The sequence below is a fragment of the Muriicola sp. SD30 genome (assembly GCF_041205185.1).
In the GTDB taxonomy this organism is placed as follows: domain Bacteria; phylum Bacteroidota; class Bacteroidia; order Flavobacteriales; family Flavobacteriaceae; genus Muriicola.
In genome coordinates this window covers 85,450-102,396 of record NZ_JBGEWB010000002.1, presented here as the reverse complement: position 1 = coordinate 102,396, position 16,947 = coordinate 85,450, and the positions used below count along the sequence as shown (strand labels likewise).

At 42.6% G+C, this 16,947-nt stretch carries 13 protein-coding genes; 9 read left to right on the top strand and 4 right to left on the bottom strand.

Going from position 1 to position 16,947, the window contains the following annotated elements; all coding sequences use genetic code 11:
* The first annotated feature begins 111 nt into the window (after positions 1-111).
* The 7 genes from AB8P51_RS05505 (at position 112) to AB8P51_RS05475 (ending at position 12,081) form a co-directional block, all read left to right on the top strand.
* On the top strand, positions 112-3,243 hold the full coding sequence (locus tag AB8P51_RS05505; protein ID WP_369747784.1) for a glycosyl hydrolase: 3,132 nt from the start codon (positions 112-114) through the stop codon (positions 3,241-3,243).
* A 90-nt stretch (positions 3,244-3,333) separates the two neighbouring features.
* A complete protein-coding gene (locus tag AB8P51_RS05500) occupies positions 3,334-6,459 on the top strand; it encodes a glycosyl hydrolase (protein ID WP_369747783.1) in 3,126 nt (1,041 codons plus the stop codon).
* 2 nt (positions 6,460-6,461) lie between these two features.
* Positions 6,462-7,013: a CopD family protein gene (locus AB8P51_RS05495; RefSeq protein ID WP_369748468.1), complete on the top strand. Its 552-nt coding sequence runs from the start codon at positions 6,462-6,464 to the stop codon at positions 7,011-7,013.
* Positions 7,014-7,175: 162 nt separating this feature from the next.
* The gene (locus tag AB8P51_RS05490) at positions 7,176-8,600 is read left to right on the top strand and encodes an ATP-binding protein (protein ID WP_369747782.1); all 1,425 of its coding nucleotides are present in this window, start codon (positions 7,176-7,178) and stop codon (positions 8,598-8,600) included.
* Positions 8,597-9,379: an enoyl-CoA hydratase/isomerase family protein gene (locus AB8P51_RS05485; RefSeq protein ID WP_369747781.1), complete on the top strand. Its 783-nt coding sequence runs from the start codon at positions 8,597-8,599 to the stop codon at positions 9,377-9,379. The genes AB8P51_RS05490 and AB8P51_RS05485 overlap by 4 nt, the downstream gene beginning before the upstream one ends.
* 24 nt (positions 9,380-9,403) lie before the next feature.
* Positions 9,404-10,954, top strand: a complete 1,551-nt coding sequence (locus tag AB8P51_RS05480) for a hypothetical protein (protein ID WP_369747780.1) — start codon at positions 9,404-9,406, stop codon at positions 10,952-10,954.
* Between the two features lie 56 nt (positions 10,955-11,010).
* Entirely contained in the window at positions 11,011-12,081 is a 1,071-nt protein-coding gene (locus tag AB8P51_RS05475) for a PA0069 family radical SAM protein (protein ID WP_369747779.1), read from the top strand.
* Here AB8P51_RS05475 and AB8P51_RS05470 read toward each other — a convergent pair.
* The 4 genes from AB8P51_RS05470 to AB8P51_RS05455 form a co-directional block, all read right to left on the bottom strand.
* Entirely contained in the window at positions 12,073-13,497 is a 1,425-nt protein-coding gene (locus tag AB8P51_RS05470) for a Gfo/Idh/MocA family protein (protein ID WP_369747778.1), read from the bottom strand. The genes AB8P51_RS05475 and AB8P51_RS05470 overlap by 9 nt on opposite strands.
* Before the next feature lie 110 nt (positions 13,498-13,607).
* Positions 13,608-14,267 carry an HD domain-containing protein gene (locus AB8P51_RS05465; RefSeq protein ID WP_369747777.1) on the bottom strand — a complete coding sequence of 220 codons (660 nt, stop codon included), beginning with the start codon at positions 14,265-14,267 and terminating at the stop codon, positions 13,608-13,610.
* Positions 14,264-15,001, bottom strand: coding sequence for a lysophospholipid acyltransferase family protein (locus tag AB8P51_RS05460; protein ID WP_369747776.1), 738 nt, complete (start codon positions 14,999-15,001; stop codon positions 14,264-14,266). The genes AB8P51_RS05465 and AB8P51_RS05460 overlap by 4 nt, the downstream gene beginning before the upstream one ends.
* Before the next feature lie 62 nt (positions 15,002-15,063).
* On the bottom strand, positions 15,064-15,474 hold the full coding sequence (locus tag AB8P51_RS05455) for a BrxA/BrxB family bacilliredoxin (RefSeq protein WP_369747775.1): 411 nt from the start codon (positions 15,472-15,474) through the stop codon (positions 15,064-15,066).
* A 121-nt stretch (positions 15,475-15,595) separates the two neighbouring features.
* Between AB8P51_RS05455 and AB8P51_RS05450 the strand changes: the two genes are divergently transcribed.
* Both AB8P51_RS05450 and AB8P51_RS05445 read left to right on the top strand, forming a co-directional pair.
* The gene (locus tag AB8P51_RS05450) at positions 15,596-16,327 is read left to right on the top strand and encodes a TerB family tellurite resistance protein (protein ID WP_369747774.1); all 732 of its coding nucleotides are present in this window, start codon (positions 15,596-15,598) and stop codon (positions 16,325-16,327) included.
* Positions 16,328-16,338: 11 nt separating this feature from the next.
* Positions 16,339-16,923, top strand: coding sequence for a HupE/UreJ family protein (locus tag AB8P51_RS05445; RefSeq protein WP_369747773.1), 585 nt, complete (start codon positions 16,339-16,341; stop codon positions 16,921-16,923).
* Positions 16,924-16,947 lie beyond the last annotated feature (24 nt).

The following is a 16,947-nucleotide window of genomic DNA, read 5'->3' as shown; positions in this document are numbered from 1 at the left end:
GAATCGCATTTAAACCTTCAAATATCGAAGGAGAATCCTTATAAAAATGAGGTTCAGGGTTTCCTTCTTTTTTGGTACATTTAGCTTCCACTAACTAGAATACTTATCAATATGAAACCAAAGATTTTCGCTCAGGCCTTAGCAATGGCCTTTTTTCTATTCTTCGTAACCCTAAATGCTCAAAGACGTTCCAAAGCTACAGTTGCTGATCCCTTTCCAGAAGAGCTGTACTCGAGTTTGGAATACCGTCTGGTAGGGCCATTCAGGGGAGGAAGATCCGCCGCAGTGACCGGCGTACCCGGACAACCCAATCTTTTCTATTTCGGAGCCACCGGAGGCGGAGTTTGGAAGACAACAGATGGAGGAAGAACCTGGGAGAATATTTCAGACGGTTTCTTTGGAGGGAGTATCGGTGCAGTAGAAGTTGCTAAAAGTGACCCCAATGTAATTTATGTAGGAGGGGGAGAAAAGACCCTTAGAGGGAATGTATCCTCTGGTTATGGGGTCTGGAAATCAGTCGATGCCGGTAAAACATGGAAATCGATAGGGCTAAAGAATAGCAGGCACGTACCCAGAATCCGTATTCACCCTGACAATCCGGATATTGTCTATGTCGCAGTTCTGGGAGATATCTATAAGCCTTCCCAGGACAGGGGAATCTATAAAAGTGAAGATGGCGGCACCACCTGGAAAAAGACACTATTTGTCAATGATCAGGCCGGGGCAGTTGATCTTATTCTCGACCCCAAGAACCCAAGGATTATCTATGCGTCAACATGGCGTGCACAAAGGACACCTTATAGCCTGAGTAGCGGTGGTGATGGCTCTGCCTTATGGAAGAGTACAGACAGTGGGGAAAGTTGGACAGAAATTTCAAAGAATGAAGGGTTTCCCAAAGATACCCTGGGAATCATCGGGGTCGCCGTTTCTCCTGTAAATCCTGACAGGGTCTGGGCAATTGTGGAAAACAAAGATAAGGGTGGACTTTACAGGTCTGAAGATGGTGGAAAAAAATGGAGTCAGGTAAATTCTGAACGAAAACTGCGTCAGCGTGCCTGGTACTACACCCGGGTTTATGCAGATACCGAGAATGAAGACATGGTCTATGTCCTCAATGTACGTTATCACAGATCTACAGATGGGGGAAAAAGCTTTAATACATTTAATGCCCCACATGGGGATCACCACGATCTTTGGATCGCCCCGGAAAATCCAAAGCGAATGATCATAGGAGATGATGGCGGCGCACAGATATCTTATGATGGCGGACTTACCTGGAGCACATACTACAATCAGCCTACCGCCCAATTCTACAGGGTTACCACGGATAATGCGTTCCCTTATCGAATTTATGCGGCTCAACAGGACAATTCCACTATTCGAATTAACCACAGGAGTTCTGGTCGAACCATAGGTGAAGATGATTGGGAATCAACGGCAGGTGGCGAATCAGCACATATTGCGGTTGATCCAACAAATAATGATATCGTATACGGAGGCAGTTACGGAGGTTTCCTCACAAGGGTCAACCACGATGCCAACACTGTCAGGGGGATCAATGTCTGGCCTGATAATCCAATGGGTTATGGGGCAGAAGGCATGAAGTACCGCTTTCAATGGAATTTCCCCATCATTTTCAGTAAACACGATCCTAAGAAACTTTACACTTTTTCCAATCATGTACATTTAAGTACTAATGAAGGACAATCATGGGAACTCCTCAGCGGAGATCTTACACGTAATGATCCTGATAAATTAGTCTCCAGCGGGGGGCCTATCACCCAGGACAATACAGGAGTAGAATACTATTGTACCATTTTTGCGGCCAATGAAAGTCCACTTAAAGAAGGACTGTTATGGGTTGGAAGTGACGATGGCCTTATCCACGTTTCCAAAGACGGTGGAGGAAGCTGGGAGAATGTAACTCCAACCAATATGCCGGATTGGTCTATGGTAAACAGCATAGAACCCTCGGCTTTTGATGAAGGGACATGTTATGTCGCCGCGACCCGTTATAAACTTGGCGATTTTCAGCCTTATTTATATAAAACTACTGACTATGGGAAGAGTTGGCAAAAGATTACCAGTGGAATTGCAAATGAGCATTTTACCAGAGTGGTCAGAGAAGATCCTAAAAGGAAAGGCTTGTTATATGCAGGTACCGAAACGGGGATGTATATTTCCTTTAATGACGGCCGTAGCTGGAAACCCTTCCAGCTCAATTTGCCCATAGTACCTGTAACTGATCTCGCTGTCAAAGAAAATAACCTGATAGTAGCCACACAGGGACGAAGTCTGTGGATCATAGATGACCTCACTGTGCTGCATCAGTTGAATGAAGGCAAAAATTCTGATAATACAATATTATATAAGCCAAAGGATTCGTACCGGACCAAAGGAGGTACTAGCAGGAGTCCTTCCAAAACAGCCGGGCAAAATCATCCTAATGGGGTGATCACTCATTTTTATATAAAGGATCTGTCAGAGAAGGACAGCGTAGCAATTACCTACACCACTATGTCCGGAGATACCCTGGCAGGTTTTAGTTCTTTTGCTAAGGAAAATGACAAAAAACTCAAAGCTAAAACCGGAGGAAACACGCATGTCTGGGACACCAGAGGAAAAGGAGCCCAGGATTTTAAAGGAATGATCTTTTGGTGGGCCAGCCTTAACGGCCCAAAAGCTGTTCCTGGTTCTTATCAGGTACACCTGACAGTCAATGGCAACACTCAGACACAGTCGTTTAAAATTCTCCCCGATCCCAGAGCTGAAGCTACAGTGGCTGATATGCAGAAACAATACGATTTCATTTCGGATATCAATAGCACTGTAGACAAGGCCCATGGTTCCATCAAAAAAATCAGGAAGATCACTGAACAACTGGATGCGTTTATGGCACAATACAAGGGGAATGAAGCAACTAAAGAACTTGTTGAGAAGGCTTCGAAGATGAAGTCCGATTTTGCTGAGGTGGAAAAAGCACTCTATCAGACTCAGAATAGAAGCGGTCAGGACCCCTTGAATTTTCCAATTAAACTCACCAACAAACTGGCTCACTTAAACAGCCTGGTTTCTATTGATGATTTTCATCCTACAGATCAGGACATAGCTGTTAAGAATCAACTTACAACTGAAATTGAAAAGCAACTGAGTCAGTTCAATACTTTGGTAAGCGATGAGATCAAGGCATTTAATGAAGCATTTAATGCCATGCAATTAAACTACCTGTTTATTGAGGAATAGAATCCTATTAAAAAGGCCCTAAGCAATGCTTCAGGGCCTTTAATGTTCTCTTTCGTGCTCGAATACATTTTTTAAACCCCACATAACAAGATGAAATCACGTATCATTTGCTTCTTTTTAGTATTGATTACTGCAGGACTTACTGCACAAACAGCAGAGTCCTATTTCCAGACTCTGAAGTACCGGAATATTGGACCTTTCAGGGGAGGTCGATCAGTTTCTGCAACTGGGGTCATTGGTGACCCGCTTACCTATTACATGGGAACAACGGGGGGTGGTTTATGGAAAACCACTGATGCCGGAGCCAGATGGGAAAATATTTCTGACGGATATTTTGAGATGGGTTCTGTTGGGGCTGTGGCTGTGTCTCCCTCAAACCCCAATATTCTGTATTGTGGAATGGGAGAACACGCCGTTAGGGGAGTTATGACCTCATATGGAGATGGAGTATACAAATCGACGGACGCAGGAAAAACATGGTCAAAAACAGGCCTGGAGAAAACACAGCATATCGCACGTATTGTTATTCACCCTACCAATCCCGATATCGTGTATGTGGCTGCCCAGGGAGCTTTATACGGCCCTAATAAGGAAAGGGGAATATACAGAAGTACAGATGGCGGAAAATCATGGAAGAATATACTTTTCGTAAATGAACTTACCGGATGCAACGAACTTTCAATGGTATCATCCACTCCGGAAGTGCTCTATGCCAGTATGTGGCATCATCAGAGAAAACCTGAAATTGTGATCAGCGGAGGGGAAGGGAGTGGACTCTACAAATCCACTGACGGAGGTGACTCCTGGCACAAAATTCATAATGGATTACCTGAAGAAAAAGGTAAGATGGCCATTGCTGTTAGTCAGGCCAATCCGGATAAAGTCTACGCTTTAATTGAAAGCGATTCGGACAAGGATCTGGGCGGACTTTTCGTTTCTGCCAACGCAGGGGCATCCTGGAATATGGTTAGTGGAGATAACAGACTGGTACAGCGCGCCTGGTATTATATTGAAGTATTTGCAGACCCAAATAATGAAAACGTGGTTTACGTGATGAGCGCTCAGGCGTTGCGATCTATCGATGGCGGAAAAACCTGGGAGGAGATCACAGGCACTCATGGAGATTATCACGACTTATGGATTAACCCGGCGAATTCGAAGAATATGGTTATTGCCAATGATGGTGGTGCTGCCATTTCTTTCGACACTGGAAAATCCTGGACTACCCAGGATATTATGCCAACTGCCCAGTTTTATCGGATCAATACCGATCGCTTGTTTCCATATAATATTTACGGAGGGCAACAAGACAACTCTTCGGTTCGGATTCCACATCTTTCACTATCCAGTGGAGGTATTAGTGAAGAAGACTGGACCAGCTCGGCGGGCGGCGAAAGTGCATTTCTGGCATTTGACCCGGAGAATCCACGATATGTCATGGGGGGCAGCTATTTAGGATATATAGACCTTCTTGATACCGAGACCAAATCGCGTACTAAAGTGCTGGCAGCTCCTATACAATATCTTGGAATGGCAGCAAGGGATATGAAATACCTTTTTAACTGGAATGCACCTATTATTCGTTCACAACACGAGCCCAACACTTTTTTCCATTGTGCACAAATGGTGCTCAGAACAAGGGATATGGGTCTTAGCTGGGAAGAGGTCTCGCCTGATCTTACAAGGAATATGGATGAAAAACAGGGAAAAGGAGGCGGACCTTATACGGTTGAAGCCGTTGGTGCCGAGAATTACGGCACCATTTCCTATATGATCGAATCTCCTCACGAAAAAGGCGTTTACTGGACAGGCAGTGACGATGGTCTTGTTCATATCACAAGGGATGGGGGAAATACCTGGCAAAATGTTACTCCAAAGGGGTTAAAGGAATGTCTCATAAATGCAATTGAGGTGTCTCCCCATAGTCCGGGGACAGCATATATTGCGACAACCCGATACAAATTCAACGACTATACTCCGGGCTTGTATAAAACTGAGAATTATGGGAAAACATGGACCAATATCAGTTCGGGAATTCCTTATGGTTCCTTTACCAGGGTTGTAAGAGAAGATGCAGACAGGAAGGGACTCTTATACGCTGGCACCGAAAAAGGGATATATATTAGTTGGAACGATGGTTCCTCCTGGGAACCGTTTCAACTCAATCTGCCCAAAACGCCCATTACAGACCTGAAGGTACATCAAAGAGATCTGGTAGTGGCTACATCTGGTCGATCCTTCTGGATCCTGGATGATCTTGCCATTCTTGCGCAATACAAACCCAGTACTTCATTGATAAAAATTTATCAGCCGGAAGATGCGCTGAATGCCTCATGGGGGAGTCCGCTGAACGGTAATTCAAAATCATTCAAGGGATCTCAACCCTTTGAAGGAGTGAATCCGGCCAACGGTATGGTAATCTATTATGATTTACCTATTGTAGATAAGAACATTCCTTTAAAAATGGAAATCAGGAATTCCAGTGGGAAACTCATACGCTCGTTTAGTTCGGTAAAAGACTCTACCTACCAGGAACACAATGGAGGAGGTCCACCTCCTAAGCCGGTTTTATCATATGATCAGGGCCTGAACAGATTTGTATGGGATTTGAAGTATCCGATTTTAGAGGGGATACCAGGAGTATATATGGAAGCGGGTTTTAGAGGACATAAGGCTCCACCAGGAAGTTATGAGATCAAACTTACAATGGGGGGTGAATCAGTTGTGACCTCAGGGAACATTCTACCTACCCCGGGCTTTGATGTGACTCCTGCGCAGTATGAAGAATTCGATTCCTTTATGACAGAAATGGAAGACAAGCTCAACGATATGCATCTTATGGTGAATCAGCTTTATAAGGTGCAAGAACAACTCAAGGACTTGCTACCCTCCCTGGAGGTATCGATAAGAAAATCGGGTCAGGAGTTGCTGAATGAGCTTAAATCCTGGGATGAGGACATGGTACAACGAAAGTCACAGGCATATGACGATGTTGAAAATTTCCCCAATAAATTTACCGCAGAATATATTTTCCTGATCGACCAGAGCAATAGTGTAATTCCAAAGATCAACCAGGGTTCCAGAGATCGTAAAAAAGAACTTGATTTACAATGGAATGTACTCAAGAAAAGAGGCGAACAACTCTCTGAAGAAGCTATTCCCGAGTACAATAAAGTTTTATGGGGCGCCGGGATTGGCGCGATACAATTGAATTGAACATGGGGGAGTATTACAATTATATTAAAGCGCTGCATCTCATTTTTGTAGTCACCTGGTTTGCAGGTTTATTCTATATTCCCAGGCTATTTGTCTACCATATTGAGGCCCAGGAAAAACCGGAACCCGATCGTCAAATCTTAACTGAGCAATTTAAGCTAATGACCAAAAGATTATGGTATATCATTACCTGGCCTTCGGCCATTTTATGTACCCTTTTTGCCGTCTGGTTACTTATCCTGATGCCGGGTTGGATAATTCAGGCATGGATGCATGTTAAATTGCTTTTTGTTGTTTTGCTATTCGCTTATCATTTTAAAACGCATCATATGTTTCTTCAGTTGCAGCGGGATGAAGTGAGGTATACTTCAAATTTCATGAGAATTTGGAATGAAGGAGCAACTCTTGTCCTGTTCGCAGTGACCTTTCTTGTAATTCTCAAAAGTGCATTTAACTGGATCTACGGAGTTGTCGGAATTTTTGTTCTGGTCATTTTGCTTATGCTGGGGATAAGACTTTACAAAAGGATCCGTGATAAAAACCCCAACGCATGATCTTTTTTCCCGGGCTACAAGTAAAATAATCGAGGAATCAATCAGATACATGTTGTATGCTTTCGTCCAGCTCAATTTATGGACTGATTATTGCTATCTTTAGTAGCAAATTAAAACGCATTGTTCAAAAAGTTCTCCCTTCGGTCCAGGATTTTTGTCACCATGATATTTTTAGTCTTGATTGCGTCGGTGCTAATCGCCGGAGTAACAATCTATCAATACAGGGAGCAGTCCAGGGATTACCATCAGGAAAGGCTGGAACGGAAAGAAGAACAGGTAAAACAGAGTATTGCTTATACTTTACAGGAAACAACCTATCCCGTTATCACTGAAAATCTAGGCCTGATCTTCAAGGATGAAATTTACCGTATTGCTGATGTGCAGAATGTAAATTTTAATATCTACGATCTTGAAGGGCAATTGATAAAAAGCTCCAGGCCCAAATTCTATAACGATTCTATATCACTTTGTCTGGATGCAGAAGTTCTAAACGGGCTGAAAGCAAGCCCGAATAAGCGCCTGGTTGAGGATAATTTAGCTGCCGGGAGTAAGTACCAGGCATCGTACACCTACATTACCGACCCAAAATATAAACCGATAGGTATATTAAATTTGCCATATTATGAAGACAATTCCTTTAATAGCATGGAATTGCGTGAGTTCCTATTCAGGCTTGGGGGGGTATACCTTGTCATGTTTTTTATTGCTATTATTCTAGCCTACTTTATTTCGAAATACATAACTCGTTCACTTGAAACTATTTCTGAGAAATTACACCAGACCAACCTTACAAAGCGGAATGAAAAGATTTATGTAAAAAACCCCAGTGAGGAAATCAATAAGCTCATTGATTCCTACAATAGCATGATTGATCAGTTAGAACAAAGTGCGGCCAAATTAGCGCGAAGTGAAAGGGAACAGGCATGGAGGGAAATGGCTAAGCAGGTAGCTCATGAGATAAAAAACCCACTTACACCGCTGCGGCTAACTGTCCAGAGCTTTCAGCGAAAATTTGATCCTACTAAACCCGACGCCAGAACAAAAATTGAGGAGTTTTCCAAGACCCTTATACAGCAAATTGACACCATGAGCAGTATAGCAGCTGCTTTTTCCAATTTTGCAGAGATGCCTGCCCAGCAGAATGAGACCCTGAATGTAGTGTCAACGGTAAAACTAGCTCTGGATATATTCAATGAGAATTACATCCATTTTATCTCTGAAGAAGAGAAAATTATTGCGAAATTAGACCGGACTCAATTGATAAGGGTGGTTACCAACCTGGTGAAGAATGCCATCCAGGCAGTGCCGGATGTTGAATCTCCCCGAATCCTCGTTTCCGTTACTTCGGATGGAGATTATGTTAAGATCGCTGTGGCAGACAATGGCGTAGGGATCTCAGATGAAGTTAAAGAAAAGGTCTTTGAACCTAAATTTACAACCAAATCCAGTGGAATGGGTCTTGGATTGGGAATGGTAAAAAATATTGTAGAAACGTATAAGGGAACTATATCACTCACGTCGCAACCGGGCAAAGGCTCTGTTTTTACGGTGAGGTTTCCAAAAGCAAATCATAATACAGAGATATGAGCTATAATAATATTCTCGTTGAGATAGAAGACAACATTGCTGTTGTAACAATCAACCGGCCTAAAAAGTTAAATGCACTTAACACCGCAACCATCAAAGAACTCCACCTTGCATTTAAGGCGCTGGAAAAGGACAAAAAAGCAAGGGTTATTATCCTTACAGGTGCCGGGGAAAAGGCATTTGTCGCCGGGGCAGATATTTCGGAATTTTCCCATTTTAACACCAAACAGGGAGGTCAGCTGGCTGCTCAGGGACAGGAATTGTTATTCGACTTTGTTGAGAATCTTTCGAAGCCGGTAATTGCCGCAATTAACGGTTTTGCTCTGGGAGGCGGACTGGAATTGGCCATGTCCTGTCATTTCAGAATAGCCAGCCACAATGCTAGAATGGGACTGCCAGAAGTATCATTAGGCGTAATTCCCGGATATGGAGGTACGCAGCGACTTCCGCAACTAATTGGGAAAGGAAGGGCAATGGAAATGATTATGACCGGAGGGATGATCGATGTAGAACGAGCTATAGAATTTGGACTTGTAAACCACATTGCCTCTTTAGAAGAATTGATTGACCATTGTAAAGACATTGCAAAAAAGATCGCAAAAAACTCCCCGATGGCGATCAGGCAGGCAATAAAAGCGATAAATGCGGGTTTTAAGAATGATGCTCATGGTTTTGATGTAGAAATCGAAGCCTTTGGAAAATGTTTTGGTACCGATGATTTTAAGGAAGGTACCTCAGCCTTTCTGGAAAAAAGAAAAGCTTCTTTTCCGGGATCCTGAGTAATTTCATTCAAATAAAACCATATGCAAAAACGAATCCTGCTTATCGTACTGCTTTGCGTGGGATGGCTTGTAGGGGCACAAGAATTTCCCGTTGATTATACTTTTGGAGAAAAATATAATGATCGGTACAAGTATTCCAACCTCCTGACTATCGAAGATGATGGGCAGGGCGGAACACTTTTGGTAAGAGCCTATTATTCAGGTATGATTATAAAACCGAAAGGTTTTATAATAGAGCATTACGATGAAAACCTCCAGTTAAAATCGGAATACAATTACAAGTTAAAAGGATCCGAATTCGTCAACGGCTATTTCAGAAACGGACAATTGTATTTGCTTTTTCTGGATTATAATTATGAGACGGAAGAATACGAATACTGGGTTCACAGAAGTCCGGTTGACCCCTTTTCCTTTACGAAGGAAAAACTTTTGACATTCCGATCTGCCCCGGTAAAGAATCCGCTCGACAAAAATTATTACAACAGAAAATTTAATTCCGGTTTTACAACAACTGTTCTATTTCCGGAAGATAAGAGCTCTTTTGTGATCAGCACACATTATAAAAAAGGTAAGGACAACCGCCACGATATTTACCTTTTTACTTCAGGTCTCAAACAAGCTTTGTATCAGGACTTTTCATCTGAAGTTGAAGAAAAAAACTATGCCTTTGAGCGTGTTGCCGTTTCCAGAGATCTCGATCAGGTCTATATTATTGGGAAGGCCTATTTTAAAAAACGCCGCTTTACGGCTCTGGAACGAAAATTTCAATACGAACTTATTAAGCTTAACAAAACAGGGATATCCACTCAGAATTTTGATTCACCCGGAAAATATTCAGAATCACTGACGCCCATCCTCCATAATGGAGATTTGATCTGCGTTGGCTTCTATGCCAATCGTAAGGATAATCGATATAATGGCCTTTCCTATTTCAAGGTCGACCCCATATCTTTACAGGTGAAAACATCGAAATACAATCCATTCTCAGAACAATTTATGTTTGATAAGTTTGGACAGGAATACGATAAGGAAATAAAAAACCTCGTCTTTAAAAATGTAGTGGTTACCCCTGATAATTCAATTCTTTTTAATGCAGAGGAATACTTTGTAACACAAAGCGTCCAGGCAAATTCAAGTGGAGGCAGGCTGAGAGTGGAACGCTTTCATCACAACGATATAGTAAGTGCCAAGATAGATGACCAGGGAAATATGGTCTGGGCCAGGAATATCAATAAGTCCGAAGTAACCCAGGGTGACGGATCCTACGCTTCCTATAGTTCTCTTACTAAAAATGGAAGGACATATTTCTTCATCAGTACGGCTGCAGAGAACCCTCAGTTATTGAATAACGAACGGATCATCTTTAAACAGGGTCTGAGCAGGAACCGAAATGTTTTTGTCATCCAACTCGATGAACAAGGGAAGATGAGCTATGAAAAAATCATCGATTCGAAGGACGCACGTCTTCCTCTGATGGTTTCGAATCCCCTGAAAAACGAACTGAAAGGGAAGGTTCTTTTCTATGCGAAAAGAGGCACCAAGAAACAGTTGGTCAATGTTGCAATAGACTAAACCATCTTTATTGTGTATTGGAAATAATCCATATATTTGGATATTATCCAATACAAATGAATTCCAAACATCTTAAGGGCAGGGGTGCACAACAGAATTCCCATAATAAGTTTGAAGCACTGCATTCAGAATGGCGAGACGATTTCCTCGAATTCTGTCTCAAAGAAGGGGAGTTGGCAGATAGCAATAAAACAACATACCTCCCTGTATTTCCTAAAACCATAGTCAATAAAGTGACAAGTCCGGATGTCGGAATGTCCTACTCCATGAACCCATATCAGGGATGTGAACATGGCTGTATTTATTGCTATGCGCGAAATACACATGAATATTGGGGCTACAGTGCTGGTCTCGATTTCGAAAGAAAAATATTGATCAAGGAAAATGCCCCTGCATTGCTTGAATCAAAATTAAAAAGCAAGGCCTGGAAGGCAAAAACTATTGTTCTATCCGGAAATACAGATTGTTATCAGCCGGCAGAACAAAAATTTGAGATTACAAGAGCATGTTTGAAGATTTTCTTAAAGTACAGACATCCGGTGGGGATTATAACAAAAAATGCCTTGCTGCTTCGAGACCTCGATTTGCTCATTCAACTAAACAAACACGGTCTTATAGGTGTGCATATTTCGGTTACTTCACTTTCCGAGGATACGAGGCGACTTTTAGAGCCCAGGACTGCAACATTGTCGAGACGCCTTAAAACCATCCGGGTATTGTCTGAAAATCAGATTCCCGTCAATGCAATGCTGGCACCTCTGATCCCGGGAATAAACAGTCATGAATTAATGTCTCTGGCGAAAACAGTCTCGGAATGCGGGGCCCGTTCTTTTGCATATACGGTTGTACGTTTAAACGGGGCCATCGGAATTCTTTTTTCTGATTGGATCAGGAGAACCATGCCTGATAAGGCCGAAAAAGTACTCAATCAGGTCAGAAGTTGCCACGGGGGCAGCCTTAACGATAGCAGATTCGGTATCCGCAATAGAGGTGAAGGTCCTCTGGCAAAGAACCTAAAGAATGTGGCCCGAATTGCTAAACAAAAGTATTTTAAGGAAAAGAATTTCCCGGAATTAAATACAACCTTACACGAGCAATACAAAGAAGGACAGCTAAAGCTATTTTAACTCCCAGCCTTTGCGATAAGTTCCCCTGACCCACTCGTTGGCCTTCTCAAAATTCGTCACCCTCATAGCATCACCATCCCACATGATCTTTCTTCTGCCCGGATACTGGTACGGATCCCAGTCGCCCAATTGTTTACCTTCTTTTAATTCTTTATACTGAAAGGCTTTGATGGCCAGATTTCCCATGAGTACAGCTTCAGTAAGGGGACCTGAACGATCGAAACTGGAAGAAGTTCCAGTACCAAGCAGACAACCTTCAACCCAATTTCGCTGATGCCCTCCTGTACTGCCCTCAACTCTTGCTAAGCTAGGTGGAGGTGGAGAAAAAAGTCCCATCATTTCGGAAGGTAACAATCGGGCATTTCGAGAATAAACGTCACAGACTAGGATACCCTTCGTTCCGTAAAAAACAGTTCCTCCGCCAGTATCGCCAATCGACTCTTCATCTTTTAGTTCATCGGGAAGATCGGGCATAATGCCGCCATCGTACCAGTTAAGGTCTATTTTACCATGATTAGGAGCATTAAACTTAAGTCGGACAATAGAGGAGGCAGGACAGGAAGCACTATAGTCGGCTTCCACAAAATCCCCAACCCAATTGGTGGTACAACTCGCTTCAGCCTCTGTGGGATAACCCAGATCGAGTACACCGAAAGGTGTTTCCATGATATGGCATCCCATATCACCTAATGCCCCGGTACCAAAGTCCCACCAGCCACGCCATTTAAAAGGTAAATAGGCGTTGTTATAATCTCTTTTTGCAGCTGGTCCCAGCCACAAGTCCCAATCGAGGCCATCGGGAATTTCATCTTTCCCCTGTGGCAGCGGTAAGCCTTGAGGCCATACAGGACGGTTTGTCCAGCAATCTACCCGCTCTACGGTACCGATAACTCCCGAATTTATCCACTCTTTGGCTTGTCTGCTGCCATCACTCGATGCTCCCTGGTTTCCCATCTGAGTAACAATGCCATTTTCACGTGCAACCTGTGTCATCATACGTGCTTCAGCAATATTATGGGTGAGTGGTTTTTCCACATACGCATGTTTTTTAGCCCGCATAAATGGTAAGGCAATGGTAGCATGTGTATGGTCGGGTGTGGCAACCATTATAGCATCCATATCCTTGAGCTGCTTATCGTAGACCTTGCGAAAATCCTTGTAACGTTTTACATCCGGAAAGAATTCATAAGTTTGAGCTGCCCTCCTGTCATCTACATCACAAAATGATACAAATTTTACCTTCCCGGTTTCCTGTAATCCTCTTATAACCCCGGAACCTCTTCCTCCAACGCCGAAGGCGCCCACATACAAGGTGTCGCTGGGAGGAACATGTTCTTTACCGAGCACATAACTAGGGACTATAGAAAATACAGCTGAAGATGCCGTTACGTTTTTTATAAATTTTCGTCTTTGCATGAATTTTTCGTTTTAAAATACATCGGAAGATACAAAAAAACGGAGGCAATAAAATAATCTGGATAGCCTACCCTGAAGGATAAGACAATGGGGATGAACTCCGAACTGTTTCACCTGTCACCATTCCATTCTGCATAGAATTGCTCCAGAAAATTAAGTAGGAAGTCGTGTCGTTGTGACGCAATTCTTTTTCCGGTTACAGTATTCATTTTGTCTTTGAGCAACAACAGCTTTTCGTAAAAATGATTGATGGTAGGACTCTCCGACTTTTTATAAGTCGATTTAGTCATGTTCAGATCTGGGGGAATATCAGGATCATAAAGCTTTCTGTTTTTAAAACCTCCATAGTGGAATGCTCTCGCGATCCCTATAGCCCCAAGAGCATCCAGGCGGTCTGCATCCTGGACTACCTGAAGTTCCAGAGGGTGCCTGGTATTTTTTTTCTTCCCAATGGTATTTTTAAAAGAGATGTGTTCAATAATATAGCATACCTGTTCTATTGTTTTCTTTTCGATTTCCAAGGAACCGAGAAATTCCCTTGCCATCCGGGGTCCTACAGTTTCGTCTCCCTTGTGGAATTTAGAATCGGCGATATCGTGAAGCAGCGCCCCCAAACTCACTACAAGAACATCAACTTTTTCATCTTTAGATATCAGAAGGGCATTCTTAAAGACCCGCTGAGTATGAAACCAGTCGTGTCCGGCTTCTGCATCAAGTAGTGTTTCCTTTACAAAATCAATGGTTGCCTCAACAAGTTCTGTATTGGTCATTCGCTAATCCTGATATCACTGGTGATTACTTCTTCGGCTTTGGCTATTAGTACATCGGGATCTCCGGTATTTTGTATTGGGGGATGGACTTTGAAGATCAAATGCGACCCAATTCCGTAGGGGAACTTTCCGTATCGAAGCATTTTCCATGAGTTATTAATACTGATGGGCACTATAAGGGCCGAAGGAGCTTGTTTCATTAGCACTTTAAGGCCAGTGGGTTGAAATTTTTTAGGATGTCCTGTTCGGCTACGGGTACCTTCGGGAAAGATCACAGCACTCCTCTTATGTTTTTCAATGTATTTTCCCAGTTTTGCAATAGCCATCAAAGCTTGTTTACTGTCTTTCCGGTCAATCAAAGCAGAACCCCCATGCCTCAGGTTATATGAAACGCTGGGAATACCTTTTCCTAATTCAATTTTGCTGACAAACTTAGGATGGTGCTTCCTCATATACCAGATTATAGGGGGAATATCGTTCATACTCTGGTGATTGGAAACAATGATCAGGGGTATACCATCAGGGATGTCCTCATTATTTATAAAGGTGTAACGAGTTCCAAGCAGGTAGGTACACCACATCAATACCAGATTGAGATAGCTCACACTTTTTTGATGGGCATGATAGCCAAACCAGTTAAAGCATATCCACTGGATGGGATGGAATACAAGCAGGCTAATTCCAAAAACAAGGAAGTACAGAGTTGTTAAGGGGTAAGCCAGTAGTTTTCGCATAGCACAAAAATAAAAAAACCGCACCTGGTATAGTGCGGTTCAAATATTAAATCTGAATTGATCTAACAAAATTCATTATATGCTTCTGTAAGATTCTCTGCTATCATTTCTGCAGGTCTGCCTTCAATATGATGTCTTTCAATCATGTGAACCAGTTCACCATCCTTGAACAGTGCCATGCTAGGTGACGAAGGAGGGAAGGGAATCATCAGGTTTCTCGCTGCATCTACTGCTTCGGTGTCAACTCCGGCGAATACTGTGATCAGATGGTCTGGTTTTTTATCATTCCTAAGGCTTAATTTCGCCGCAGGTCTCGCGTTGGCCGCCGCACATCCGCAAACGGAGTTTACGACCACCAGGGTAGTTCCATCTTTTTCAATTGCCTTTTTAACGGCTTCTGCTGTATATAATTCTTCAAAGCCTGCTGATGACAGGTCTTCTCTCATAGGTTTTACTAATTCTGCGGGATACATAGTCTTTATTTTTTATTGGCCACAAAGATAGGGAATGTGGGGAAATTATAAGCCAAAGCTTTCTTAAGACTGCCGAAGTTATTAGTCGTTAAACCCTATCTTTGCCAAAATTTTTTCTGGCATGATTCGTTGGATCGCAGCTATATTAGGCTATTTTTTATTTCGCCTTCCGGGAGCTATTATAGGATTTCTGGTTGGAAGCTTTATGGATAATATGGGTTCCGGCCCCAGGGCAAGGTCGATTTTTGAAGACTTTTCCCGCCAAAAAGTTAGTCCGGCCGATTTTGAAATAAACCTCCTCTCTCTGTGTTCATTGGTTATCAAGGCAGACGGACAGGTTAGTCAGCGTGAACTGGATTACGTTCGCCAGTATTTTCTCAGCACTTATGGAAAAGAGAAAGCTAATGCAATTTTCAGAACCTTTAATGAAGTAATCAAAAAGCGTGAGATTTCGGCTCAGAGGATCTGTACATTTCTCAACCAGAGGACACGATATGAAGTCCGTCTTCAGCTGCTGCATTTCTTATTTGGTATCGCAGGGTCTGATGGGTCAATCAAGCAACCCGAGATCGACAAGATCAGAGAAATTGCAGGCTATCTAAGAATTGGCAGGACCGACTATGAAAGTATTAAGGCCATGTTTGTTAAAATGGCAGACAACGCATATAAAATATTGGAGATCGATAAAAAGGCTTCTGATGATGAGGTAAAAAAAGCCTACAGGACGATGGCAAAAAAGTATCATCCAGACAGGGTAAATACCGAAAATGAGGCCATCAAAAAAGGTGCTGAGGAGAAGTTTAAGGAGGTACAGAAGGCTTATGAGCAAATTCAGTCCGAAAGGGGGATGTAACATCTGAAAGCATGGATATTTTTTGGTTTTATATAAAATTGGGACTGGGGCATGTTCTGGACTTGTCTGCCTACGACCATATTTTATTTCTGATGGCCCTGGTAATTCCCTTCACCTTCAGAATGTGGAAACAAATCCTGACCCTGGTCACCGTATTTACTATTGCGCATTGTTTGTCACTGGCCTTATCGGTCTATAAGATAGTTGAGGTTGAGGCAGCCTGGATCGAATTCCTGATACCGGTAACAATTGTCGCTACAGCACTATTTAACCTGAGGGATAGTTTAAAGAAACGCAATAAACTGAGTTTTCAACTTCAGATAATAGCAACCGGATTTTTCGGGCTCATTCACGGCTTTGGATTTTCTAATTATTTTAATATGCTCATGGCCGGGGAAGAGGAAAAGTTTAGCCCGTTACTTGGATTTGCTACAGGAATCGAAATTTCTCAGTTGATTGTAATATTGATGGTTTTGATTGTAGCGGCTTTATTGGAAATAGGATTGAAGTTGCCCAGAAAGTATTTTGTTATCGGAACGACTGCAATTGTCATTTTAATTACAATCCCCATGATATTAGATACCTGGCCGGGCTAATGAACTGTAAAGACGCACCTTATC